This is a genomic window from Nocardioides sp., from assembly GCF_025964975.1.
GTDB lineage: Bacteria > Actinomycetota > Actinomycetes > Propionibacteriales > Nocardioidaceae > Nocardioides.
Window position 1 is genome coordinate 18,955 of the sequence record NZ_JAOPXV010000192.1, and the last position, 22,484, is coordinate 41,438.

Consider the following 22,484-nt stretch of genomic DNA (forward strand, 5'->3'; position numbering starts at 1 on the left):
GGCCCGACAGTCCTCGACGTCGAGGCGTCGGCCCAGGCCTGCCCACACCGCCTGCTCAGTGGCCCTGGCACCTCAGTCGGCGAGGTCGAGCCCCATCGCGCGGAGCGCCGCCGTCTCGAACCGCCACAGGTGGGCATCGTTGAAGCCGGCGCCGAGGTCGGGCAGCTGGGCCAGGTCCTGAGCGGGAAGAGCCGCCGGGACCCTTCCGGCACTCGCTGATCGCAGCATCATCCGCGCCAGCGAGTTGAGGCTGAGCGCGCGGCTCACCGCTTCCGCGACCGTGCGGCCGACCGTGACGAGACCGTGGCCTCGCATCACACAGGCCGGAGAATCACCCAGTACCTCGGCCACTTCAGCCCCCAGCGCAGGGGTGTTGACCAAGACGCTGCGGCTGTAGAGCGGAATACCCTTCGCCGCCATCCGGCTGGCCGGGATGTTGTAGGCACCGACCACCGGCAAGAGCTCGAGGCCCGCGAGGTCCAGCGCCACGATGGCGGGTGGGTGGGCATGGAAGACCGCCTGCACGTCCGACCGCACTTTGAGTATCTCGGTGTGGATGTGGATCTCGTTCGGCACGGAGAACCCGGCGGCCTTCTCCATCAACCCGCCCTCGTACGACGCACGGCGCACGTCCGTGATCTCAGTGAAGATGAGACCGCTCTCGCGCGGGCCACGACAGCGGATGAGCAGGCTGTCCTCGGACCGAACGCTGATGTGACCCAGGATGTCCTCGCACAGCCCCCGGTGGCCGGCGATGCGGCAGCCGGTTGCGACGTCGCGGCGGAGCACCTCCGTGTCCTCAGCGCCTGGGTACATCTCAACGGTGCTCACCGGCGTGCCTCCTGGGAGTATCGAAACGCCTCCAGGAGTCCGACGACCTCGGGATAGGGGCGGTCGTGCAGTGCCTCGCTGTCCGCCGCCAGGAAGAACTCAGCGAGCGATTCGAACGACGGGCTGCGAAAGCCCGCCTCCACGAACATCGTTCGGGTCAACTCCAGGTCCTTGGTGATGGTCGACACCGGAGCGCGAGCGGCCACCGCCGGCCCGTCACCGAGGAAGTAGTCCTCGGCACTTCCCAGTCCTGGCAGGGCACCGGTGCCGGCCTGGAGCGCAGCCAAGGTCGCGCTGAGATCCATGGCCTCGTGCTGCGCGAACGTGAGCGCCTCCGCTGCCACCAGGAAGCGTGCGTACTTGACGTACTGCTGAAGGAGCTTGGCCGTGTATCCATCACCTGGGCGGCCCAGGTAGACGATCGCTGAGGCCGCCAGCTCGAGCACGTCCCCAGCATCACCGAGCACGCCCTGTTCACCGCCGACGAGAATGGTCAAGTGCGGTGCCTTGCCGCTGACGGGGGCGTCCACGAACCGGACACCACGGCGCGCGAGCCGCTCATTCGCAGACCGTGCGAACGCAGGCGACGAGGTGGATGTCTCGATCACGAGCGAGCCCTCGCACAGGACGTCGCCGAGGTCGAAGACGACCGACCGCACTGCGGCGGTCGTCGGAAGAGACGTGGCGACGGTGTCGCACGCACTGGCCAGGTCGGCGAGCTCGTCGTGGACGACGAGGCCGACATCGGCGGCACAGCGACGAGCCTGCGGCTCGCGATCGTAACCGTGGACGGCCACGCCCTGAAGCACCAGCGAACGACCCAGGGCCGTTCCCATGCGACCCAGGCCGACAATGCCGAAGTTCATTCCAAGCCCCGCTCTGCAGACATCATCTCTGATCAGCGTAGGGCCGAACACCCATGTAGGGCAATGGTCACACCAAAACAATCAGTGCTCTGCTGTCGCAGCGGCCGTCCGGTCGAGGTGCGCTCGCATGGTCGCCGTCGCGCTGTCCACGTCGCGCGCGGCCAGGGCGTCGACCACGCTGCGATGCTCGGCGACACCGGAGGTCCCGCTGTGGTGGGCGTCCGACAGTGAGCGGAGGATCGACTCGCGCAGGGAGTCCAACAACAGCACCGATGCCGCGTTGTGTGTGCATGCGGCAAGGGCCAGGTGGAACTCGAGGGACATCTCGACGCCGTACGTCGCGTCGAGGCGTGCCGCCTCGTGCCGATCGCACATCAGGCGGAGTCGGTCGATGTCCTCGTCGGTCGCACGCTCGACAGCAAGCGGGAGGTATGCGATCTCCATCAGGGAGCGAACCTCGGTGACCTCCGCCGAGGTCAGGCCCGAGGAGGCGATCAGGTCCGTAATGCCCTCACCGACCAGCTCTGCCGAGGGTGCCGTGACGAAAGCCCCGCCCTCCTTGCCGAGCTTGATCGTGATGTGACCCGTCGCCTCGAGCATCCGGAAGGCTTCTCGAACCGTCCTGCGGCTCACGCCGAACTGCTCGCACAGAGCACGCTCGGACGGCAGCCGATCACCCACGGCGAGATCACCCGAGCGGATGCGACCGCGAACCTGCTCGACGATGGTCGCCGACATCCGGACGTTGGAGACCGGAGCGAACACGATCCCCCCCGCCCCAGCCTCGGCCTCGGAATGCATGTGTGCGGTCACGGCTCTCCTTCTTTCGGCTCCATCGTAGGCGAGGACCGCCCTCGTGCTAGAACGACCGGACCAGCCATGAGTCCGCCCAGGACGACCACGGCCATCGGTGTCGCCATGAGACCGACCAGTCCTGAGACCAGCAGGGGCGCCGCGAGGAGGGCAGCGGCGCGGTAGGTCCCCGCCTTCGCCAACGCCTCACCGCGCTCGTCCACGAGGACGGACTCACTCGCCAGGGCTGGGCCGGCTGTCTGCAGCAGTCCGGCTGCGATGCCGGACACGAACAAGGCCACCGCGGCGGCGCCGAGCCACTGGGCGAGGCCTGCAAAGCCCGCCAGGCCGACGCCGGTCAAGGCGATGCTGAGGACGAGGACGGGTGCCAGTCGCGCCAGCCGTATCCAGGTGACAACCGAGCTCCCGGCAATCGAGGCGAGGTTGGCAGCGGCCGTCACCGCGCCGATGGCGGGCGCAGCATGGCCGACCTCGGCGAGCACGACCGGCACGAACGAGTTCATCATCGAACGCCATGCACCGGCGACCGCGCCTGCCCAGCTGGCGAGGCCGACGCCCGGTGCGACGTCCGCCGCACCGGGTCGGTGCTGCCCTGCCTTGGTCCGCCTCGCCGGCCGAGGTGGGTCCAGACGGACGAGAAGTGCCGCGGGGATCATCGCAGCGAGCGCCGCCAGCGCGGCAACTCCCAGTGCCCACAGCGCCGAGCCATGGGCGATCAGGGGACCAGCGGCCAAAGGACCGAGCGTCTGTCCGACGCCGGAGGTGAGGTTCATGCGGGCGATCGCCGTGACCGACGAGTCGTGGGTCCGCACGACGTGCACCTGCCCACCCGTCCAGAACACCCCGCGGGCGGCACCCTGCGCTACCTGCGACAGCAGGAAGGCCCACCACGCGGGGGACCCCACGAGCAGCGCGCACGACATGGCCATCAGCGCACCTGCAGCGACGATGAAGTGCTTGTCAGCCACTCGACGCAGGAGACGCCCCATGACGGACCGCATCGCCAGTTGGGCCGCGGCGGAGAACGCGACAAGCATCCCGATCTCGGCAGCAGTGATCCCTCGAGCGAGCGCGTAGAGCGGAATCGCGACGGCGGACAGTCCCATCGCGAACGAGAACAGAGCTCCGCACGAGCCCATGAACCAGGCCTCGGAAGGTGTCGGTTGACACGCGGTGGCCGTCGTCATACGGTAATGGTACCTCCATTGACCTATTAGGAGTAGACATGAAGTTGGGCAGCGACGTCGGGAAGTGCCAGGGCTACGGGAACTGCGTGGCGATCGATGAACAGCACTTCGATCTTGACGACGACGGAATGGTCGTCGTGGTGCAGCAGGAGGTGAGCGAGGGCGAGCGGGAGACCACCGAGGAAGCCGTCCGCAGCTGCCCGGTCGCCGCCATCTGGATCGAGGGGGCGAGGTGAGCGACCACGTGGTCGTCGTCGGGTCTTCGGTGGGTGGTGTGCGCACCGTCCAGGAGCTACGTCGACTCGGCTTCGGAGGCGACATCACCGTGGTGGGTCAGGAGGAGGAGAAGCCTTACGACAAGCCGCCGTTGTCGAAGCAGGTGCTCATGGGCACCCAAACCGAGGATCAGATCCTGCTGCTGGGGGAGGGCGGGTTCGAGGCACTGGGTGCGCAGGCGCGCCTCGGCGTGCGGGCGACCGGCCTCGACATCGACTCCATGACCGTTGCCCTCGCCGATGGCGACGAGGTCGAGTACGACGCCCTCGTGATCGCAACCGGCGTTCGCCCGCGCAACCTCTCGCCAGCGCTCAACGAGCTTGACAGCGTCTTCACCGTCCGCGAACTCCGCGACGCGCGCGAGCTGGCGGCGCGCGCAAGCCTTGGTCCGGTGGCGGTGGTCGGCGCCGGATTCATCGGCGCCGAGGTCGCTGCGTCCTTCCGCAGCCTCGGCACGGAGGTGACGATGACCGAGGCGATGCAGGCGCCCTTCGCTCGTGCGCTGGGTGCTCAGGTCGGCGGCCTGCTGTCGGAGCTCCACCAGGACCATGGGGTCCAACTCCTGACCGACGCTACGGTCCAAACGATCGAAAGGTCCGGCGACGTCACCCTCGTCCGGCTCGCCGACGGCCGCCGCGTCGAGGCGGCCACGGTGGTCGTCGGCATCGGCGCGACGCCCAACACCGAGTGGCTCGGCGACTCGGGCCTGAAGATCGCCGATGGCGTCTGGGTCGACGCCGGCTGCGCGGTTCTCGCCCAGGGATTCGGCCCGCACGCAGAGGGCGTCTACGCCATCGGCGACGTCGCGCGCCAGGTCGATCCGGTGACCAACAAGGACTACCGGGTCGAGCACTGGACCAACGCCGTCGAGCACGCCCACGCCGTGGCGCGTCAGATCGTCGATCCGACGTCGGCGCCCCAGCCCCTCAAGGCGCCGTACTTCTGGTCTGACCAGTTCGACCTCAAGGTCCAGATGGTCGGCCGGCCGGCCGAGGCGGACGCGGTCACCATGCATCGCTTCAACGTGTCGGGCACCGAGAAGACCGTGGCGATCTACGAGGCGAACGGCGTGGTCGCTGCTGCCGTCACCCTCGGCTGGCCGCGCGCCATCGCCGCCTGCCGCCACGCGTGGGAGGCGAGGGCCGACGTGGACGCCCTTGTCTCGACGCTGTCCGAACTTGCCGACCGCCGCCGCACCGCTGCGCTCTGAGACGTCAACGAAAGGATCAACAATGACCGTCGAACACACCCGCGGGGACCCGTCAGCCGCGTGCGAATCTCCCCAGCCGCCGCGTCTGGCCGCCCCAGCACACCCCCTGCCGAACCGCGAGGTGGCGCCGCTCGTCGACGTCGCCAACGGCGAGGTCTCGCGCGAGATCTTCGTCGACGAGGCGATCTTCCGCCAAGAGCTCACGAACCTCTTCCCGCGAGCCTGGCTCTTCGTCGGGCATGCCTCGCAGGTTCCGAATCCAGGCGACTACTTCAGCTCCTGGATGGGTTCGGACCCGGTGCTGCTCACGCGAGACGACCAGGGTGAGGTCTATGTCCTGCTCAACTCCTGCCGCCACCGCGGCATGAAGGTCTCGCGCTACGACGAGGGCAACACGATGCAGTTCACCTGCCCCTACCACGCGTGGTCTTACAGCATCGACGGTTCGCTCGTCGACGTCCCTGGCGATCTCCACGGCGTCCCGCACATGAAGTCGGCCTACCAAGGCATGCTCGACAAGGCGAAGTGGGGCCTGGTCCGCGCGCCGCGCGTCCACAACTACAAGGGCCTGGTCTTCGCGACCTGGGACTCGGAAGCGCCTGACTTCGACGAGTACGTCGGCGAGTTCCACTGGTGGCTCGACAACCTCGCCGATGCCTTCGACGGCACCGAGGCGGGTACCGAGGTGTTCCATGGTGTGCTGAAGTGGCGCATCAAGGCGAACTGGAAGTTCGTCTCGGAGAACTTCCTCGGCGACACCTACCACGGCGCCTCGACGCACGCGTCCGTCGAGGCCGTCGGAATCGGCCCGGGCGGCCGGGGCAAGCGTCGTCACGGTGAGCGCCAGAACCAGGGTGGCTTCTCGAAGGGCCGCATGAAGACCTCCTTTCGCCTCGGGCACGGCGCTTCGGACAACCTCGACTACGAGCTCCCCTACCCGGAGTTCGCAGAGCCCGAGCTGACGGAGTACTTCGACAACGCGTGGAACAAGCGTTCCGAGAAGCTCAGGGCTGAGGGCCGACCGCTCGGCGGTCGGGGTCCAGCCACGATGTTTCCCAACATGTCGTTCGCGGGAGGGTTCCCGCGCTCGATCCTGGTCGCGCACCCGATCAGCGCGACGGAGACCGAGGTGTGGCGCTGGTTCCTCGTGGACAAGGACGCGCCCGACTTCGTGCGCACCTGGCTGCGTGAGTACTACATGAGGTACGGCGGCCCCGCTGGCATGACCGAGCAGGACGACATGGAGAACTGGGACTACGCCACGCAGGCGAGCCTGGGTGTCGTGGCCCGTCGCCACGCCTACAACTACCAGCAGGGCCTCGGACGTGAGCAGTTGAGCACCCTCGAAGGTGCGGTCCACTCCGACCACGCCATCGCCGGCGAGGTCAATGCCCGCGCCTTCTACCGCCGCTGGGTCGAATACGTCGACAACACCCCTCAGGACGAATTGCGGGCGTCGGCAGCGGTCGACGACCGCATACCGAAGATCCAGGAACGACAGGCTGCTGATGCTGCTGAGGAGGCGCGGTCATGACCGGCACGCTGAGCGCGAACGAAGGCCAGCCCCAGTTCGTCAACGAGACCGGCCTGAGCAGGGCGGAGCTTCGTGACCTCCTCGCTGACGTGAGCGACTTCCTGTACCGCGAGGCCGACCTGCTCGACGAGCGCCGGTACACGGAGTGGCTGGACCTGCTGGCCGACGACTACCGGTACACCGTGCCGCTGCGGATGAACGTCCCCTTCCAGGACGTCGTCGCACGCGAAGAGACCAAGGCGCTCACCGAGGTGTGCTGGTTCGACGAGCCGAAGGACACGCAGGTGAGCCGTGTCATGCAGTTGATGACGGGCGTCCACTGGGCCGAGGAACCGGTGTCGCGGGTGTCGCACCTGGTGACCAACCTTCGCCTCAAGCGCGTCGCCCTGCCCGAGGTCGAGGTCTCGAGCCGCTTCCTCGTCTACCGCAACCGCGTCTCCGACGAGACGGACATCATGGTGGGCCGTCGTACCGACATCCTGCGTCAGGTCGGCGAGGACTGGCAGGTCGTCAAGCGCACCCTGCTGCTCGACCAGTCGGTGCTGATGGCGAAGAACCTGTCCATCTTCATCTGACCGGCTGCGGCATGAGGGCTGGGCGCATCCGCGTCGGGCCCTCATGTCCATGCCGACCAGCGTCGCGGCCGTGGTGACCGTTGCTCACAGCTACCGGACCAGGCAGGCCCCGGACCCAGGATCGGATGTGCTCGTGTGACGGGGTCAGCTTCGCCTGAATGGGCTCGCCTGTGACGCCGTCGATCGCTGCTGCCGCGACCGGTCGTGCGTGCACATCGAGCACAACGCTCGTACGCTCGGTAGACACCGCTCAGCAGGCCTGAGCGGTCACTCCATACCCTCTAGTCCTCGCGCCAGAAGTGCTGCGGTCGCCAGTTCAGGACCTCAGCCGCACGCGCCACCGAGACCGAGCCCCCGCCCTTCTCCAAGCTGTCGGCCAGGCGTCCGAGCTGTGGTCTCAGTCTCGGCAGCAACGAGCTGAGCGGTTCGGCCGCCAGGCTCTCGCCGGAGCCGACAAACAGGACGTGGCAACCGACCAGGGGCTGCTCGAGGGCGCACCGACAGGCGCGGGCGAGATCGCGGGCGTCGACGTAGTGCAGCAGGCTGAACGCCTCCGGGACCACACCACCTTGCTCGCGCAGGTGTTCCAGCTCGTGGGGCTCGAGGATCCACGGCGGTCGGAGCACGACGGTCACCAGGTTCGAGCGCGCAGCGTAGGACCGTGCGATCGTCTCGACGACCAGCTTGGACAAGCCGTACGTGTCCTGGGGCTCGGTCGGGTGTTCTTCGTCGATGGGGAAGTAGCGAGGTGCGGTCGTCTCGTTCCGTGCCGAGGGCGCCCAGCCGAGGACCGCCTCACTGCCCACCGTGACGACTCGCGGAACTCCCGAGCGATGGGCCGCCTCGTAGACGTTGAACGTCCCCATGACGTTGACCCCGAAGGTCTGTTCGTCGGGCACGAGTCCGTTCGTGGGCACGCTTGCCAGGTGCACGACCGCGTCTGCTCCGTCCAGCGCCCGCGCGACCTGGTCGAGGTCCTGGATGTCGCCGTGGATCCGACGAGCGTCTTGCGGGGCCTCGCTGCCGGCACGGTCGAAGACGATGACGTCGTACTCGCAGCGGCCGGCCCGAGCGGTCAGGAGCTCGTCGACGACCCAGCGGCCCAGCTTCCCGAGACCACCTGTCACGACCACCTTCACCGCGGACCACCGGCAGGGTCGACATACGACGTCAGCCAGCCGAGCATCGGCTTCCATTCGTGCACCTGGGTACTGGTCAGGAATCCGTGGACGGCGTACGGATCGCGTGACAGCAGCTCGGTCAGCCCCTGTGCGCTGTCGGACCGCATCAGCTGCATGCCTGAGGACGAGCCGTCATCCAGCGGCCCGGACAGGAGGTTCACGCCTTGCTCGGCGAGCTCGCGGAGGAACTCCACATGGGCATCTCGGACGTGCTCCCGGCCCGCCGCGTCCTGGCGGTAGGTGTAGACGACCATGAAGACAGTCACTGGGTCATGCCCTCGCCGCGCCCCTGCGGCCACGATTGCCCTGCTCGGTCTCCGCGCCCGGCGGCCGCGGTCCTGATCTGTGCGGTGGAGGTGTCGCCGCGCAGAAGCGCACCGCAGTCGGTGATGCCCGCCTCAATCTGCAGCACTCGGTACGTGCGCCACATCTCGGCCGCAAGCGCGAAGACCACCGGCATCCGGAGGTCCCGTTCGAGCAGGTCGACCGCAGGAGCGGCATCCCAGCCACCACCGTTGATGTAGATCGCGTCGACCGGCCTCGCCAGTTCCGCGAAGCCCTGCTTGCAATAGCGGTAGACCTCGTAGCGATCCACCGCATCCAGATCGGACAGGGAGGTCGAGTACAGCGCAGACGGTTCCGCCCCGGGCCTGCTGTAGCCGGGGAACGCCTGGGCATCGATCCCGAAGTGGTCGAAGTACCTGACGATGGCGTCGACAAGTTCCGTGCCGTAGTAGGAAGCGATGGCCACCGACGTGATGCCCTGCGCTTTCGACGCAACGATGTGAGGAGCCATCGGCGTGATCACCGGGATGCCGAGGCGCTTCGAGAGCGCCTCGCCCCACTCCTGCTCGAAGACGGGCCCCTCCAGGAGGAAAGGTGGGCTCCCGCTGACGACGATCGCCGTGCACCCGTAGCCGGCCAACTGTTCGGCGAGCTCCTCGGCGCGCTGGATTCCGGCACGGAAGGTCTCCGGAGTGCTCTGGCGGAACCCGATGTACGTCGGGATGATCTCGACGCCGTCCGGCGCGTTCTGATACCAGAAGGCGAACACCTTGCCACGGTGCGTGGGACTGATGAACCCGATCCTGGCTCTCCATGCGTACACAGCCACTCAACTCCTTATGTCCGGGCGGGGACGCCGACGCGCCCCCGGCTGCGGTAGTTCTCGAGATGCGTCCTGGGCCGTCCGCGTCCCTGGGGCGCTTGTTCCTCACCCGCTCCGCTCGATGACCGAGACCGAGGGCGTGTCGGCGTCCACCGGACCCAGTGCGGTCGCGCCCCCTGGTACACCCAGGGGCTCGGTCAGACCGGGGAGGATCTCGACGAAGAACGCCAGGTTGTCCTGCTTGTGATGTGCCTGCTCGTCGGGGAGGGTGCCGTCGGAATGGATGGCGTCCACTGGGCAGACGAGGGCGCACGCGCCACAGTCGATGCACTCGGCGGGCTGGATGTACATCTTGCGCGAGCCCTCGTAGATGCAGTCGACGGGGCACTCTTCGACGCATGAGCGATCCATGACGTCGACACAGGACCCTGAGACAACGTACGGCATGATGACTCCTATCTGGAACGTGTGGGGAACGAGGCCTAGACCGCGTCGGTCGAGTGCCCCGGGAAGAGATCGAGGGTGGGGTCGAGCAGGACGGCCGCGTTGTTGACCGCGGTGGCGGCTTCGCCGAAGCCGACGGATATGAGGCGCACCTTGCCGGGATACTGGGTGATGTCGCCGGCGGCGAAGATCCCGTGCACCGAGGTCGACATGTGGGTGTCGACCACGATGCGGCGGTCCCTGGTCTCGATCCCCCACGTCAGCAGTGGACCGAGGTTGGCCACGAAGCCCAGAGCGGCGATGACGCCCTGGGCCTTGATCGTCTCGATGGTGTTCCCGGAGATGTCGACGATCTCCACGGCCTCGACCGCTCCCTCGCCGAGGATCCGCCCCACGTTCGCGCACGTGCGCACGTCCACGGAGGATTCACGCATCAACGCGACGGTGTGCTCGTGGGCGCGGAACTGCTCACGTCGGTGCACCAGAGTTACCGAACGTGCCAGCGGCTCGAGCGTCAGGGCCCAGTCGCAGGCACTGTCGCCGCCCCCCACGATGACGACGTCGAGATCTGTGAACTGGGTCGGGTCGGGCACGAAATAGCTGATGCCCGCACCGGTGAAACCGGCGGCAGCGGGCAACGGGCGGGGGGTGAACGTCCCGATGCCACCCGTGACAACGATGGCGTCGCACCTGATGCGACGTCCGGCGCTCGTGCCCACCTCGAAGCGTCCCTCCTGGTCCCCCGACTGGAGGGTGCGCGCCTGATCTCCGAGGAGGAAGGTGTGCTCGAAGGTCCTGCACTGCTCCAGAAGCCCCGCCACCAGTTCGCGGCCCTTCACTCCCGGGAGCCCAGCCACGTCGTAGACCCGCTTCTCCGGGTACAGCGCCGTGATCTGACCACCCGCCTCGGGCAGTGAGTCGATCACAGCGGTGCGCATCCCCCGGAACCCTGCGCAGTAGGCGGCGTAGAGTCCGGCAGGGCCGGCACCCACGATGAGGATGTCCACGTTGATGTCAGTCATTCGTCCACCTCGACGCTAAATGTCGCTCGACACGGGCCGGCCAGACCCAGGATTCGCCGTCGCGGGCCCGGGAGCGAGGCACTCACTCGTGCTCCTGCATCTCGGTGCTACGGCGGTAGGCCTCGATGATTTCGCTGCCCGTGGCCCACCACACGTCGTCTCGCTGCCGCAGGTGCGTGAGGGCGCGGTCCAGGTGCGCCGAACGGAACGGCTGACCGGTCAGGTACGGGTGCAGCGCTATCGCCATGACGCGGCCAGAGTCGGCACCTTCTCGGTGCAGGACGTCGAACTGGTCGACGATCATGTCGTGCAATTCCGAAGCAGGGGCACCGCGGGAACCGAAGATCAGCTTGTCGTTCAATTCGAACGTGTAGGGGATGCTGTACAGATCGCCGTAGGCGGTCGTCATAGGGAACGGTTGATCGTCGTTGACCCAATCAGCAACGTAGGTCAGGCCCGCCTGGCGTAGCAGGTCGGGAGTCTCCTGCGTCTCAGCCAGTCCAGGGCCCAGCCAACCTGTGGGTCGCACGCCAGTGGCAGCGCTGATGCCGGTCAAGGTCGACTCGATCATCGCTCCCTGCTCCGACGCGGTCCGGCCAGGGATCCGGACCGAGTTCGACACGCCGTGCCCCATCCACTCCCAGGACCGCGCCTGTCCCGCCTCGATGATCGCGGGTGCATGGAGGCAGAGCTCTGAGTTCACGGCGGCCGTCGCCCTGATCTGGTGACGGTCCAAGATCTCCATCAATCGCCACACACCGACCCGGTTCCCGTATTCCCGCAAGGAATAGCCGGGGACGTCCGGAACCGCACCGGGGTCCGGGCTACCTGGGAACGTCTCGCTGAAGTGGAAATACTCGAGGTTGAGGACCATCCACACGGCAACACGTGCACCCCCCGGCCATCGCAGAGGCGGGCGGGCAACTATCGGCGAGTAGTCGAATCGTCCGTGGCGCTGCGAGGCCCCGAGGCTGCCGGGGTGCTCGAGCTCGACGACGTCTTCGTTCACTGGAGGATCGCCCCCCCATTGACGGCATAGCTCTGACCCGTGATGTAGTCCGCCGAGGAGCTGACCAGGAAGCACACCAGCTCCGCGGCGTCCCTCGGCTGACCGATACGCCCCAGCGGGATGGCTCGCGCGGCCTCCTGCAGATCGTCCTCGCTCATGTCCACCCGGGGCTGACTGGTGTCTGTCAAGCCGGGGATCACCGTGTTGACCCGGATTGTCGGGGCCCACTCCAGGGCCAGGCTTCGGGTCAGGGCGATGATTCCCCCCTTGGACGCGGCATAGTGACTGCCACGCGGAGCACCGGCCAGGGCACGGCCCGAGGACAGGTTGACGATCGCACCCTGACCGCCGCGAAGCATGCCGGGGGCAAACGTCCGGCTGCAGAGGAACGCGCCACCGAGGTTGATGCGTACGACGTCCATCCATTCGGAGTAGGACCCCTCGAGCGCCGCGAACCTCGGGAAGACACCGGCGTTGTTCACGAGCACCACAGGGTCGCCGAGTTCCGCGCTGATGGTCGCCGCCGCCGCCTCGACGTCTGCTTCATGGGAGACGTCGATCGGCAGGTGCAGCGCCTTGCGTCCCGACGAGGTGAGCGAGCTGACCACATGCTCGTCGTCTGGTCCGGGATCCAGGACGGCCACGTCGAATCCGCGGTCGCCAAGGGCCAAGGAGACGGCCCGGCCGATGCCGGCGATGCCGCCGGTGACGACTGCGACGCCGCTCATTGCCTCTGCTCCCAAGCCGCCTGCCGCTCGAGCCAGAAGGTGGCCATCTCGATGTTGCGGCAGAACCACACGCCCTCGTGCGATCCCACGTGCGTAAGCAGGTCATCGAGGACCTTCGCCATGGCGGGTCGACCACCGATGTGCGTGTGGATCGCGTAGCGGAACATCATCGGATGCTGACTGGACTCGGCATAGACTGCGTCGAACTCCGCGGTCAGCTGGTCGCGCGTTCCCCGCGCCCCCAGGGACGCGATGTCCCAGTCCACCGAGGCGGGCATCCCGTATCCGACGGAGACGATCTTCGTGCCATTGACGTCGATCAGATAGGGGAAGTCGGAGTCGGCGTAGTCGCCGGTCCACATGAAACCCTTCTCCGCGACGAGTTCGAGGGTGTTGATCGTCGGCCTGGGGCCTTGCGACATGTAGCCCGCGGTCCGCTCCCCCGTCACACGCTCCAGAGCGGACACGGCGCGGTCGAGGGCTTCGAGTTCGATCTCCTTGGTGGCGTAGACCGGCGGATGCACCGCTTGGTCCCACTGGTGCGTCGCGATCTCGTGTCCACGTCGCTGAGCGTCCTGCACCGACTCGGGGAACAGTTCGGCGACGAGCCCGTTGCAGATGACGGTCGCGGAGACGCCGTGCCTCTCGACACAGTCCAACAGCCTCGGCAGCCCGGCCCTGACTCCATATTCGCGCTGTCCGAGTGCGAGGTAGTCGAAGTGGTGGGCGGCGCCTACGGGCATCGGGCGCACAGGGCGTGGCACCGACTCCCACTCGTGAAGGATCGTGATGTTGACGGCGATCCGGGCGCCCTGCGGCCACGAGGTGAACCACGCAGGTCTCTCGGGGAGGCGCGGACGGTGCTCCCACTGATACGACGCTTGGGCGTGTGAGTCAGTCATGCCTGCACCTCTTCCGTTGCAGCGGTGGCAAAAGGCGTGGGATCCGTCGGTCGGTCAGGCATCGGGACCCTGAGGCGGCCCACGGGTGCATTGTTCGCTAGGCGTACAGACGTGCTTTCCACGCACACACTGTACTCATATCGCCCCCACGTGCGTCAACCGCCCGGGCGTGCAAAGGTAGGAACGTGAATGACGACTCACCGCGCGAAGACCACTTTGTCCAATCGCTTGCCCGAGGATTGCAAGTCATCAAGGTCTTCGGACCGCACCGCGCAGAGATGTCGTTGAGCGACGTGGCCCGTGAAGGGGGTCTCACGCGTGCTGCAGCGCGTCGCTACCTCCTGACGCTCGTCGATCTCGGCTACATGCGCACCGACGGCCGGCTGTTCCGGCTGGCACCACGGATCCTGGAGCTGGGGTACGCCTATCTCTCGAGCCTGTCGCTGCCTCGCGTCGCCGGACCACACCTTGAGTGGCTGGTGCGCGAGACCGGAGAGTCCTCTTCGATGTCGGTTCTGGACTCCAGCGAGATCGTCTATGTCGCGCGGGTGCCCACCACACGAATCATGACCGTTGCCATCAGCGTCGGAACCCGATTCCCGGCTCACGCCACCTCGATGGGCCTGGTTCTTCTCGCGGGGCTGGAGAGGGATCAGCTGGATCCCTACCTCGCCGGCATCGACCTGAGCACGGCGCCCGAGGGGGCAGCAGCCACTCTCGAGGACCTGCACGCAGCGCTCAAACAGGTCCGGAACCAGGGATTCTCCCTCGTCGACCAGGAGATCGAACAAGGCCTGCGCGCCCTGGCAGCGCCCGTGCACGACCGCCAAGGACGTGTAATCGCGGCCATCAGCGTGTCGGCACACGTGAGCCGCTTAAGCAAGGACAAGGCCCGACGCCAGTTCCTCCCGCTCCTGCTCGAGGCGGCGCAGCGGATCGAGACCGACCTCCGTCCGTCCTGACCAGCCCCTGATCGGCGGCGACGCCCCGGTCATACGCGTCCATCGGCCATCGACGGCCAGCTGCGTCGTCACCTCCACGACGCGACGAGGTGTCCGCGATGTGCGTCGCTCGAGTTGTAGGTGCTCGCGACGCCGACGACGGGTTCGCGCTCGTGTCGGGTGCGCCCACCGATCGCTGGCACGGCACGCAGCGAGCGCCGCGCCAGTTGCGGCGAGAATGCACAGACGGCGTACCCATTTGACGCACGCCGACCATCGACTTATGCTTCTGTTCGTAATAGGCACGACCGTACGCATAGCGAACACTCGTGTCGTTCGTCGACGTCAGAACCCGTCGACCCTGCCACATTGCCGGGCACCATGACGGCCGAGGACCCACGTCAAGGATCCGCGGACGGCGAAGCCCGGTCACAGGGCCTTTCCGGAACCGGAGAGCCCGGGTCGCGGGCGGGTCTGGACCTCGCGAACGGGTCGACGTCACAGAAGGAGCGCACCGCGGTGGAAGATCGACAGTCCGCTAGCAAGATAGTGGTGACGGGCCAGTGGCCCGAGTATGCCGAGGCGCACCTGGGCTTCCGCAACTATTGGTACCCCGCCATGGCGTCGTCATCGCTGGGCAAGCGACCGCAGGCGGTCAAGCTGCTCGGGGAGGACGTCGTTCTCGTCCGCGACAACGGACGCGCCTACGCGCTCAACGACCGTTGCCCCCACCGCGGGGTCCCGCTGTCCATGGGACGTAGACAGTTCCCCGGAACCATCTCGTGCGCCTACCACGGGTGGACCTACGACCTGAAGGACGGCAACCTCGTCGCTGCGCTCACAGATGGGCCGGACTCGCCGATCTGTGGGAAGAGGTCCGTCAGGATCGCCGCCTACCCGGTCGAGGAACGTGCCGGCCTGATCTGGGTCTACATCGGGGACGCACCTGCTCCGCCGATCGAGGAGGACGTGCCGGAGGAACTCCTCAAGGCGGGCACTGTCCCCATGGTGATGGTCGAGACGCGCAAGGGCAACTGGCGCTACGGCATGGAGAACGCCGTCGACGAGGCCCACGCCAAGTATCTTCACCGCCGGACCCCCTTCTATTTCTTCAGCAAGTTCCCGGTGTACTCCACGGACGTCCGGATGGAGGTCGCGGAGGACGGCAAGTGGCTCGTCCGGACCGGCAAGCAGGTCTTCGACAGCCAGACGTACGGCGAGCTCGGGTCCTGGCCCGGGCGTGAGTGGTGGCGCGTCGGCGGGGGCGTCTCGACTTTCGCTGCTCGGCTGCCCGCGATCTTCAGGATCAGCCACAAGACCTGGAGTGACTACCAGTTCTTCGTGCCGGTCGACGAGCACCATCACCTCGCTGTCATGGTCTCGGCAAAGTGGCCCTCCCGTCTCGGCAAGGCCTGGTGGAAGCTCTACTACCACGCCTACGTCAGGCCCTTCCACCACATCATGCTCAACCGGTGGGAAGACGATCGCATGGTCTCCATGATGAGCATCCCGCCGGAGAAACTGTTCCGGCCCGACATCTCCGTCACCACCTGGCGCAAGTGGAGTTCAGAGACGGCGCGCCGCACGCCCGAAGCACCCGCAACCTCCAAGCCGTAGATCGGCTGCCGCCACCTCCCTTCCTCGAGGACACCTGCACGTGAGATCAACGGCCCTGACGGCGCACACCAAGCGTGCGATCGTGTCGTCCACCGTCCTGTTCGGCGTCGCCGCGCTTCACGACGTCGTCCGGTCCGGCGATCTGGTCCTGGAGCACTGGGCATCCCTTCTGGCCGTCGTGTCCGGCGTCGTGTGGCTGATGTCCGGCGTCGAGGCGATTGCCAAGGGAACGCCCCACCTGATCGCCCAGCTCATCGGGGTTCGCGCTGCGGGGCACCCGGTTGCGCTCTACCGCAGCTTCGTCGCCCGGTTCCTGGTGCCACGAGCCAAGGAGATTGGATATGTCGTCCCCCTCAGCCAGATCCTTGTGGCGATCTCGTACTTCTCCGGTGTTCTGGTCCAGCTCGCAGCCGTTGGGGCTCTGCTGCTCCTCCTCAACTTCATCGTCTTCCAGCGCATCACCCGACCGCGTGACGACTTCGTCGTCCTCGTTCCCCTCCAGGTCGTCGTCCTGACGTTGGCGCCGGGTGGCCTGGTCGAGCTCGCGCGTGCTGTCGTAGCCTAGGAGCCGAGCACCGCCTGCGTGGGGGCTCGACGGCGCAGCGCCTCGCCCCCGCCCAGGGGCGCCCCCATGTCCTTCGTTGGGACCCGTATATCGACCTGCCGCCGCCGGCGTCGCGCCGCACCAACCGAGCGATCTGCTCCGACCACCGCACAGCCTCCCGGCACGCGGCCGCATCCCCTTCGGGACTCCGCCAGCCCCAGGTCCCGTTCGACCGCGAACACACCGGCTCGGTGGCTCGGTGGGGACGCCTGGCGCGCTGGTGCACGCTCGCCGAGCCCGGCCCCGAGACGCCGTCGGGCCGGTCGTGGGCGCTGGGCCCACGACCGGCCCGAGGTGCCGTGCCGGAACGACTCAGAGGTCGTGGTGGTGCTTGGCCTGCTGGATCAGCGAGTAGACCCGCGTCCGAAGTTCGCCGAACCTCTGGCTCGAACGAGTGCCGATCTGGTCCCGCTCGGCCGGCAGATCCACGGTGACGTCCTCCATGACCACGGTCGGTGACGAGGACAGCACGATGACACGTTGGCCGAGGTACACCGACTCGTCGATGTCGTGGGTGACAAAGACAATGGTGACGCCGAGCCGGCGCCAGAGCTCTCGGACCAGGTCCTCGAGATCCGCGCGCGTCTGTGCGTCCACGGCAGCGAAGGGCTCGTCCATCAACAGCACTTGGGGCTCGTAGGCGACGGCTCGCGCGATCGCTACGCGCTGCTGCATACCGCCGGAGAGCTGCCACGGATAGGAGTCGTGCACGTGCTCCAGCCCGACAGCGGACAACGCCTTGACCACCAGTTCCGTACGTCGCGCCTTGGGGAGCTTCTTCTCCTTCAGCGGCAGCTCGACGTTCTGGCGCACGGTGAGCCAAGGGAACAGGCTGCGCCCATACTCCTGGAAGACGACTGCCATGCCGGCTGGCGGCCCGGAAACGGTCTGTGCCCCGAGCACGACCTCTCCCTCTGTGGGCTGCATCAGTCCTGCGATGCACTTGAGCAGGGTCGTCTTGCCGGCGCCCGACGGCCCGACGATGCACACCAGTTCGCCTGGAGCGACGCTGAATGTCAGGTCGCGCACCGCCTCGACCGGATCGGTGCGCCCCCCGCCGTAGACCTTCTTCAGACCACGCACGTCGAGCATCGGACGGGTGTCGGTCAGGGGCGGCTTGCTAACGGTGGAAGTCATGGATCACTCTCTTCGTTGGGAACGTCGCAGGCCGAAGTACCACGCGAGTGCACGGCGCTCGATCAGCCCGAGGAGCAAGGACAGGGCGATGCCGACGAGACCTAGGACGATGATGCCGGTCCACATCTCGGGAATGGCGAAGCTCCGCTGGAACTGGACGATGCTGAAACCCAGACCGTTGCTCGCCGCGAACATCTCACCGATGACCATCAAGATGATCGAGAGCGACAGGGCCTGGCGCATGCCGGCGAAGATGTGCGGGCTTGCGCCTGGAAGGATGAGATGGCGGAGTCTCGCCGACCGGTTGATGCCGTAGCACCGGCTGGTGTCGGTCAGCACGCTGTCAATTGCGCGGACGCCTTCCACGGTGTTCAGAAGCACCGGCCACACGCAGCCGTAGACGATCACGAGGATCTTCATGGTGTCGTCGATCCCCGCGAACAAGATGACGACGGGGATGAGCACGGGCGACGGGATGGCCCGGAGGAACTCCAGCACGGGCTCGAGCGTGTGACGCAGGCCGTGGAAGCTGCCCACGGCGACACCCGCTGCGACACCGATGACGACGGCAAGCACGAATCCACTCAGGAGCCGGGCAAGGCTGGGTATGACGTCGTGCTGTAGCCGCTCGGCCGTCCAGGTCTCAGGGAACGTCGAGAAGATGAGGCTCAGCGGGGGGACGTATGGATCGGTGCTGTCAGCGGTAGCCACCCACCAGAGCGCGAGCAGCAGGGCTGGCAGGGCGGCACCCAGGGTCGCCGTGCGTGCGAGTTTCTCCGCGGTCACGCGATGACCTCCGATCGATGCGATGGGTGCCACGCCAGGACGCGCCGCTCGAGTGCGCGTGCGAGCAGATTGACGAGAACGCCCAGGGCCCCGGTCACGATGACCAGGGAGTACATGGTCGCCACCGCACCACTGGACTGGGCGACTGCGATCTGCTTGCCGATGCCCGGGCTCCCGATCACCAGTTCGGCAGTGATGGTCAACACCAGAGCCACGGTTGCAGCGAGACGGAACCCGGTCATGACGAAGGGAAGGGCTGTCGGCCACACGACGTGACGCACTTGCGCCATGCGCCCGAAGCGATAGGACCTAGCGGTCTCGCGGACGACCGGATCGACGTCCTGCACCCCGTAGAGGACCTGAATCAGGACCTGCCACAGGGAGGCGTACACCACCAACACCAGCGTCCCTTGCATGCGGGTGCCGAACATCAGCACCACCAGGGGAATGAGCGCCACCGAGGGGATCGGGCGCAGGAACTCGATCGTCGAGAACGTGAGCTCGCGGAGCAGCGGGAAGCTGCCGATGACCAGGCCGAGGACAATGCCCAGAATCATCGCGATCGTTAGACCGATCGCCCACGCCTGGGCCGTGTTCAGCAATGCCGACCAGAAGGACGCTTCCCCGAGTTGGCGCCGCAGCGCCGTCATCATGGTGCTGAAGGGGGGCAGGTACCTCGCCGAGACCAAGCTGGTCCTCGGCAAGAGCTCGAGCACTGCGATCAGTGCGGCGAGCCCGATCAGGCCCTGCCCCCACCTGAGCACGAATGTATTACGCATTCGTCGCGTCAGACTTCAGTCAGTGCAGGAGAGCGGCTACGTCGACGGGCTGGTCCACGAGACCGTCCTGCATCGCGAGGTCTGCCAGCGTCTGGGTCGACTCCCGGTTCACGGCCGGGGTCCACACGGGCAGGGTGAGGGCGGCGAGGACGTCATCGGCAATCTCCGTGTAGGTCTTGACGATTGCACGCGCCTCCTCAGGGTGCTCCATGGCGTACTCCTGCGACTCGGTGACGGCGGCGACGAAGTCCTCCACCAGCTCCGGGTCCTCCTGCAGCAGCTTCTCCGACGTGAAGTAGCCCGAAAGCATCAGATCTGGCGCTGTGTCGACCAGGTTCCAGGCGACGACCCGGTCCCCTTGGCTCTTGCTGATCGCCACGAACGGCTCCACCACCCAGGCTGCGTCGATCTGACCGTTGGCAACCGCCGCCGGCATGTCGGGGAAGCCCAGCTCGACGAACTCCACCTCGTCGGGGTCCCCGCCGTCCTTGCGGATGGACTGGCGCACGGTCGTGTCGCCAAGGTTGTTCAGGGTGTTGACCGCAACCGTCTTGCCCTCGAGGTCCTTGGCCGACTTGATGTCGCTGTCGCCCTTGACCACCACCGCGCTGATGTCGGGGTCCTGACCCGTGGAGGCATTGCCCGAGACGACAATCTTCACCGGCAGCCCTTCGTGGCGGGCCAACATCAACGAGGTCACGTTGCTGGAACCGAACTGGAACTGGCCGCTCACGACGCCGGGGATGATGGCAGCGCCACCTTGGCCCGCCTCCAACGAGAGCTCGATGTTGCGCTCGGCGAAGAAGCCCTTCTCGACGCCGAGGTACAGCGGCGCCACATCAACCACCGGGATGATCCCGACACTGACCTTGCGCAAGCCGTCGGTCCCGTCGGCGGTGGACCCGTCGCCGCTCGAATCGGAACCGCATCCTGCGGCGGCAAGAAGAACGAGTGTGGTCGCGGCCCCGAGGACGCTCTTGGTAAGTCTGCGCATGGTTGCTACTCCGTAGGACGGCCGGTTGAACCCGGGAGGCGAAAAACGCTGTGAAGTCGGGCACTTTGTGTGCGCGATGCGAACACCTGTCCTCTATACGATACACATGCCAGTTGTTGTCTGCATAGACTTCTGCCGACAGCGACCGGTTTCTTGTGCCGTGACGCCTCATCCCAAACGAAAAGGATGCTGATCTTGGACCCGTTCGAAGACCACTGCTGGCAAGACGTCGTCGATGACGAACTCCTGGAGATCTACCGTTCCTACCATCGACCGCTCCATGTGGGACCACGGCCTGCGGTGCTGCTCGTGGACCTCTACGAACTCGCCTATCAAGGGGGCGCCCGCCCGGTGCGCGACGTGATTCGCGAGCACCCGAGCTCCGCGGGAATCCATGCTCATCGAGCGATCGAACCGACACAGCGACTGCTGGCCATGGCGAGGGAGCGACAGTTTCCGGTCTTCTACTCCACGTCCGCCCCCGACCCGGCTGGCGCGACACTGCGCCAGGACAGTTCCTACCGGGCCGAGTGGTACGACATTCGCAAGGAACTCACTCCGCGACACGGTGATCGGGTCATCCTCAAGGAACGCGCGAGCTGCTTCTTCGGCACCCCGCTCATCACTCACCTGACCCGGTTGCAGGTGGATACCCTGGTGATCTGTGGACAGAGCACCAGCGGTTGCGTCCGAGCGACCGCGGTCGATGCCTATTCCTACGGACTGCACGCAGTGGTCGTCGAGGACTGCACGTTCGACCGCAGCGAGCTCTCCCACAAGGTGAGCCTGTTCGATCTGCACCACAAGTACGCTGATGTGTTCACCGTCGCGCAGCTCGAGAAGGCGCTACCCGCGCTATGACCACGATGAGCCGGCAGGCACGAAGGCCCCGGAGAACCGGGGCCTTCGTCTACGTACGTGCGCGAGGGGGGATTTGAACCCCCACGCCCTTTCGGACACTGGCACCTGAAGCCAGCGCGTCTGCCGTTCCGCCACTCGCGCAAAGAAGCGAGCACAGGCTATCCCACGGCTCTCGGCGCTCCCAATCGGACGAGGGCACGGCACGGGAGCACACCTGAGAACATGGGAGGCGCGCCGCCCGGGCCAGCCGGCCTCCCGGGGCTGGTGAGTACGATCGGCGACACCTGCACCATCGCGGGACCCCCACGGCGGATGCTGTCGCGCGCACGACCCACCGCTCTTGACCCCTGACCCCGGAGAGGAGGCGCTGGAGGAATGAACGCCCTGCAACGTTTCGAGCACCGGCTGGAGCAGCTGATCTCCGGTGCCTTCGCCCGCGCCTTCCGCAGCGCGGTGCAACCCGTGGAGATCGCGGCCGCGCTGCAGCGCGAGTGCGACAACAACGCGCAGATCCTCAGCCGGGACCGGCGCCTGGTCCCCAACACCTTCCACGTCGAGCTCGCCGCCGTCGACCTCGAGCGCCTGCAGGGGTACGGCGACGCGATGAGCCGCGAGCTCATCGAGCAGCTCAAGGACCACGCCGACTCGCAGGGCTACGTGTTCGCCGGCCCGGTCACCGTCGGCTTCGAGGCCTCTGACGACCTCACCACCGGGCGCTTCCGGATCCGCAGCCAGGCCCAGGCAAAGGTCACCGACAACGACCACCACACCCGGACGAGGGCGGCGAAGGCCATCCTCGACGTCAACGGCACCCGCCACCCACTCCGCGGGCCGAGCCTCGTGGTCGGTCGCGGCACCGACGCCGACCTGCGCATCGACGACCCCGGCGTGAGTCGTCGGCACGTCGAGTTCCTCGTCAACGGCGACGTCCTCGAGGTCGTCGACCTCGGCTCGACCAACGGCATGCTCGTTGACGGCACCAAGGTCCCGCGCGCCGCCCTGCGCGACGGGACCGAGGTCAAGATCGGCCGCACCACGGTGATCGTCCACCTCACCGACACCGACGGCAGGGACTGACG

The 22,484-nt window shown here is 66.9% G+C and carries 25 protein-coding genes and 1 tRNA gene; 9 read left to right on the forward strand and 17 right to left on the reverse strand.

The genetic code is table 11. The features are described 5' to 3' along the window. Nucleotides 1-72 precede the first annotated feature (72 nt). The 4 genes from JWN68_RS14840 to JWN68_RS14855 all read right to left on the reverse strand — a co-directional run bounded on the left by JWN68_RS14840 (nt 73) and on the right by JWN68_RS14855 (nt 3,697). Nucleotides 73-831, reverse strand: a complete 759-nt coding sequence (locus JWN68_RS14840; RefSeq protein WP_297740258.1) for a class II aldolase/adducin family protein — start codon at nt 829-831, stop codon at nt 73-75. Next, nucleotides 828-1,697, reverse strand: coding sequence for an NAD(P)-dependent oxidoreductase (locus JWN68_RS14845; RefSeq protein WP_297740260.1), 870 nt, complete (start codon nt 1,695-1,697; stop codon nt 828-830). Before JWN68_RS14845 ends, JWN68_RS14840 begins: the two co-directional genes overlap by 4 nt. Nucleotides 1,698-1,778: 81 nt before the next feature. Further along, on the reverse strand, nt 1,779-2,510 hold the full coding sequence (locus tag JWN68_RS14850; RefSeq protein WP_297740262.1) for a FadR/GntR family transcriptional regulator: 732 nt from the start codon (nt 2,508-2,510) through the stop codon (nt 1,779-1,781). Continuing rightward, nucleotides 2,507-3,697, reverse strand: coding sequence for an MFS transporter (locus JWN68_RS14855; RefSeq protein WP_297740264.1), 1,191 nt, complete (start codon nt 3,695-3,697; stop codon nt 2,507-2,509). The genes JWN68_RS14850 and JWN68_RS14855 overlap by 4 nt, the downstream gene beginning before the upstream one ends. Before the next feature lie 38 nt (nt 3,698-3,735). Here JWN68_RS14855 and JWN68_RS14860 point away from each other — a divergent pair, with 38 nt between their 5' ends. From JWN68_RS14860 to JWN68_RS14875, 4 genes are read left to right on the forward strand one after another with little or no spacing between them, the layout of a single operon-like run. Next, the gene (locus tag JWN68_RS14860) at nt 3,736-3,933 is read left to right on the forward strand and encodes a ferredoxin (protein ID WP_297740266.1); all 198 of its coding nucleotides are present in this window, start codon (nt 3,736-3,738) and stop codon (nt 3,931-3,933) included. Next, nucleotides 3,930-5,183, forward strand: a complete 1,254-nt coding sequence (locus JWN68_RS14865) for an FAD-dependent oxidoreductase (protein WP_297740268.1) — start codon at nt 3,930-3,932, stop codon at nt 5,181-5,183. The genes JWN68_RS14860 and JWN68_RS14865 overlap by 4 nt, the downstream gene beginning before the upstream one ends. 22 nt (nt 5,184-5,205) lie before the next feature. After that, nucleotides 5,206-6,717: an aromatic ring-hydroxylating dioxygenase subunit alpha gene (locus JWN68_RS14870; RefSeq protein ID WP_297740270.1), complete on the forward strand. Its 1,512-nt coding sequence runs from the start codon at nt 5,206-5,208 to the stop codon at nt 6,715-6,717. Next, a complete protein-coding gene (locus JWN68_RS14875) occupies nt 6,714-7,292 on the forward strand; it encodes a 3-phenylpropionate/cinnamic acid dioxygenase subunit beta (protein WP_297740272.1) in 579 nt (192 codons plus the stop codon). The genes JWN68_RS14870 and JWN68_RS14875 overlap by 4 nt, the downstream gene beginning before the upstream one ends. Before the next feature lie 281 nt (nt 7,293-7,573). Here the strand turns inward: JWN68_RS14875 and JWN68_RS14880 are convergent, their stop codons facing one another. The 8 genes from JWN68_RS14880 to JWN68_RS14915 form a co-directional block, all read right to left on the reverse strand. After that, the gene (locus JWN68_RS14880) at nt 7,574-8,419 is read right to left on the reverse strand and encodes an NAD(P)-dependent oxidoreductase (RefSeq protein ID WP_297740274.1); all 846 of its coding nucleotides are present in this window, start codon (nt 8,417-8,419) and stop codon (nt 7,574-7,576) included. A gap of 8 nt (nt 8,420-8,427) precedes the next feature. Continuing rightward, on the reverse strand, nt 8,428-8,739 hold the full coding sequence (locus JWN68_RS14885) for a YciI family protein (RefSeq protein ID WP_297740276.1): 312 nt from the start codon (nt 8,737-8,739) through the stop codon (nt 8,428-8,430). Then, a complete protein-coding gene (locus JWN68_RS14890) occupies nt 8,736-9,527 on the reverse strand; it encodes a hypothetical protein (RefSeq protein ID WP_297740278.1) in 792 nt (263 codons plus the stop codon). The genes JWN68_RS14885 and JWN68_RS14890 overlap by 4 nt, the downstream gene beginning before the upstream one ends. 159 nt (nt 9,528-9,686) lie before the next feature. Then, complete coding sequence (gene fdxA, locus JWN68_RS14895; protein ID WP_297740280.1) at nt 9,687-10,028, reverse strand: ferredoxin; 342 nt, start codon at nt 10,026-10,028, stop codon at nt 9,687-9,689. Nucleotides 10,029-10,063: 35 nt separating this feature from the next. Then, nucleotides 10,064-11,047 carry an NAD(P)/FAD-dependent oxidoreductase gene (locus JWN68_RS14900; RefSeq protein WP_297740282.1) on the reverse strand — a complete coding sequence of 328 codons (984 nt, stop codon included), beginning with the start codon at nt 11,045-11,047 and terminating at the stop codon, nt 10,064-10,066. An 82-nt stretch (nt 11,048-11,129) separates the two neighbouring features. Continuing rightward, nucleotides 11,130-11,921 (reverse strand): polysaccharide deacetylase family protein, encoded by a 792-nt coding sequence (locus tag JWN68_RS14905; RefSeq protein WP_297740284.1) that lies wholly within the window; start codon nt 11,919-11,921, stop codon nt 11,130-11,132. Between the two features lie 131 nt (nt 11,922-12,052). After that, on the reverse strand, nt 12,053-12,784 hold the full coding sequence (locus JWN68_RS14910) for an SDR family NAD(P)-dependent oxidoreductase (protein ID WP_297740286.1): 732 nt from the start codon (nt 12,782-12,784) through the stop codon (nt 12,053-12,055). After that, nucleotides 12,781-13,686, reverse strand: coding sequence for a polysaccharide deacetylase family protein (locus tag JWN68_RS14915; protein WP_297740288.1), 906 nt, complete (start codon nt 13,684-13,686; stop codon nt 12,781-12,783). The genes JWN68_RS14910 and JWN68_RS14915 overlap by 4 nt, the downstream gene beginning before the upstream one ends. A gap of 185 nt (nt 13,687-13,871) precedes the next feature. Between JWN68_RS14915 and JWN68_RS14920 the strand changes: the two genes are divergently transcribed. From JWN68_RS14920 to JWN68_RS14930, 3 genes are all read left to right on the forward strand, one after another. Next, nucleotides 13,872-14,648 carry an IclR family transcriptional regulator C-terminal domain-containing protein gene (locus JWN68_RS14920; protein WP_297740290.1) on the forward strand — a complete coding sequence of 259 codons (777 nt, stop codon included), beginning with the start codon at nt 13,872-13,874 and terminating at the stop codon, nt 14,646-14,648. A 531-nt stretch (nt 14,649-15,179) separates the two neighbouring features. Continuing rightward, nucleotides 15,180-16,244 carry a Rieske 2Fe-2S domain-containing protein gene (locus tag JWN68_RS14925; RefSeq protein ID WP_297740292.1) on the forward strand — a complete coding sequence of 355 codons (1,065 nt, stop codon included), beginning with the start codon at nt 15,180-15,182 and terminating at the stop codon, nt 16,242-16,244. 40 nt (nt 16,245-16,284) lie between these two features. Next, nucleotides 16,285-16,809 (forward strand): hypothetical protein, encoded by a 525-nt coding sequence (locus JWN68_RS14930; RefSeq protein ID WP_297740294.1) that lies wholly within the window; start codon nt 16,285-16,287, stop codon nt 16,807-16,809. A gap of 351 nt (nt 16,810-17,160) precedes the next feature. Here the strand turns inward: JWN68_RS14930 and JWN68_RS14935 are convergent, their stop codons facing one another. Genes JWN68_RS14935 through JWN68_RS14950 form a run of 4 tightly spaced genes read right to left on the reverse strand, consistent with a single transcriptional unit; the run spans nt 17,161 to nt 20,544 of the window. Beyond that, complete coding sequence (locus tag JWN68_RS14935) at nt 17,161-17,985, reverse strand: ABC transporter ATP-binding protein (protein ID WP_297740296.1); 825 nt, start codon at nt 17,983-17,985, stop codon at nt 17,161-17,163. A gap of 3 nt (nt 17,986-17,988) precedes the next feature. Beyond that, on the reverse strand, nt 17,989-18,771 hold the full coding sequence (locus JWN68_RS14940; RefSeq protein WP_297740298.1) for an ABC transporter permease: 783 nt from the start codon (nt 18,769-18,771) through the stop codon (nt 17,989-17,991). Then, a complete protein-coding gene (locus JWN68_RS14945; RefSeq protein WP_297740300.1) occupies nt 18,768-19,550 on the reverse strand; it encodes an ABC transporter permease in 783 nt (260 codons plus the stop codon). The genes JWN68_RS14940 and JWN68_RS14945 overlap by 4 nt, the downstream gene beginning before the upstream one ends. Nucleotides 19,551-19,569: 19 nt before the next feature. Beyond that, entirely contained in the window at nt 19,570-20,544 is a 975-nt protein-coding gene (locus JWN68_RS14950) for an ABC transporter substrate-binding protein (protein WP_297740302.1), read from the reverse strand. Nucleotides 20,545-20,730: 186 nt separating this feature from the next. Between JWN68_RS14950 and JWN68_RS14955 the strand changes: the two genes are divergently transcribed. Next, complete coding sequence (locus JWN68_RS14955) at nt 20,731-21,405, forward strand: isochorismatase family protein (RefSeq protein ID WP_297740304.1); 675 nt, start codon at nt 20,731-20,733, stop codon at nt 21,403-21,405. Between the two features lie 58 nt (nt 21,406-21,463). Here JWN68_RS14955 and JWN68_RS14960 read toward each other — a convergent pair. Further along, nucleotides 21,464-21,546, reverse strand: a tRNA-Leu gene (locus JWN68_RS14960). Nucleotides 21,547-21,780: 234 nt separating this feature from the next. On the opposite strand from JWN68_RS14960, the gene JWN68_RS14965 reads away from it, so the two are divergent. After that, nucleotides 21,781-22,482 (forward strand): DUF3662 and FHA domain-containing protein, encoded by a 702-nt coding sequence (locus JWN68_RS14965; RefSeq protein WP_297740306.1) that lies wholly within the window; start codon nt 21,781-21,783, stop codon nt 22,480-22,482. The last annotated feature ends 2 nt before the right edge of the window (nt 22,483-22,484 follow it).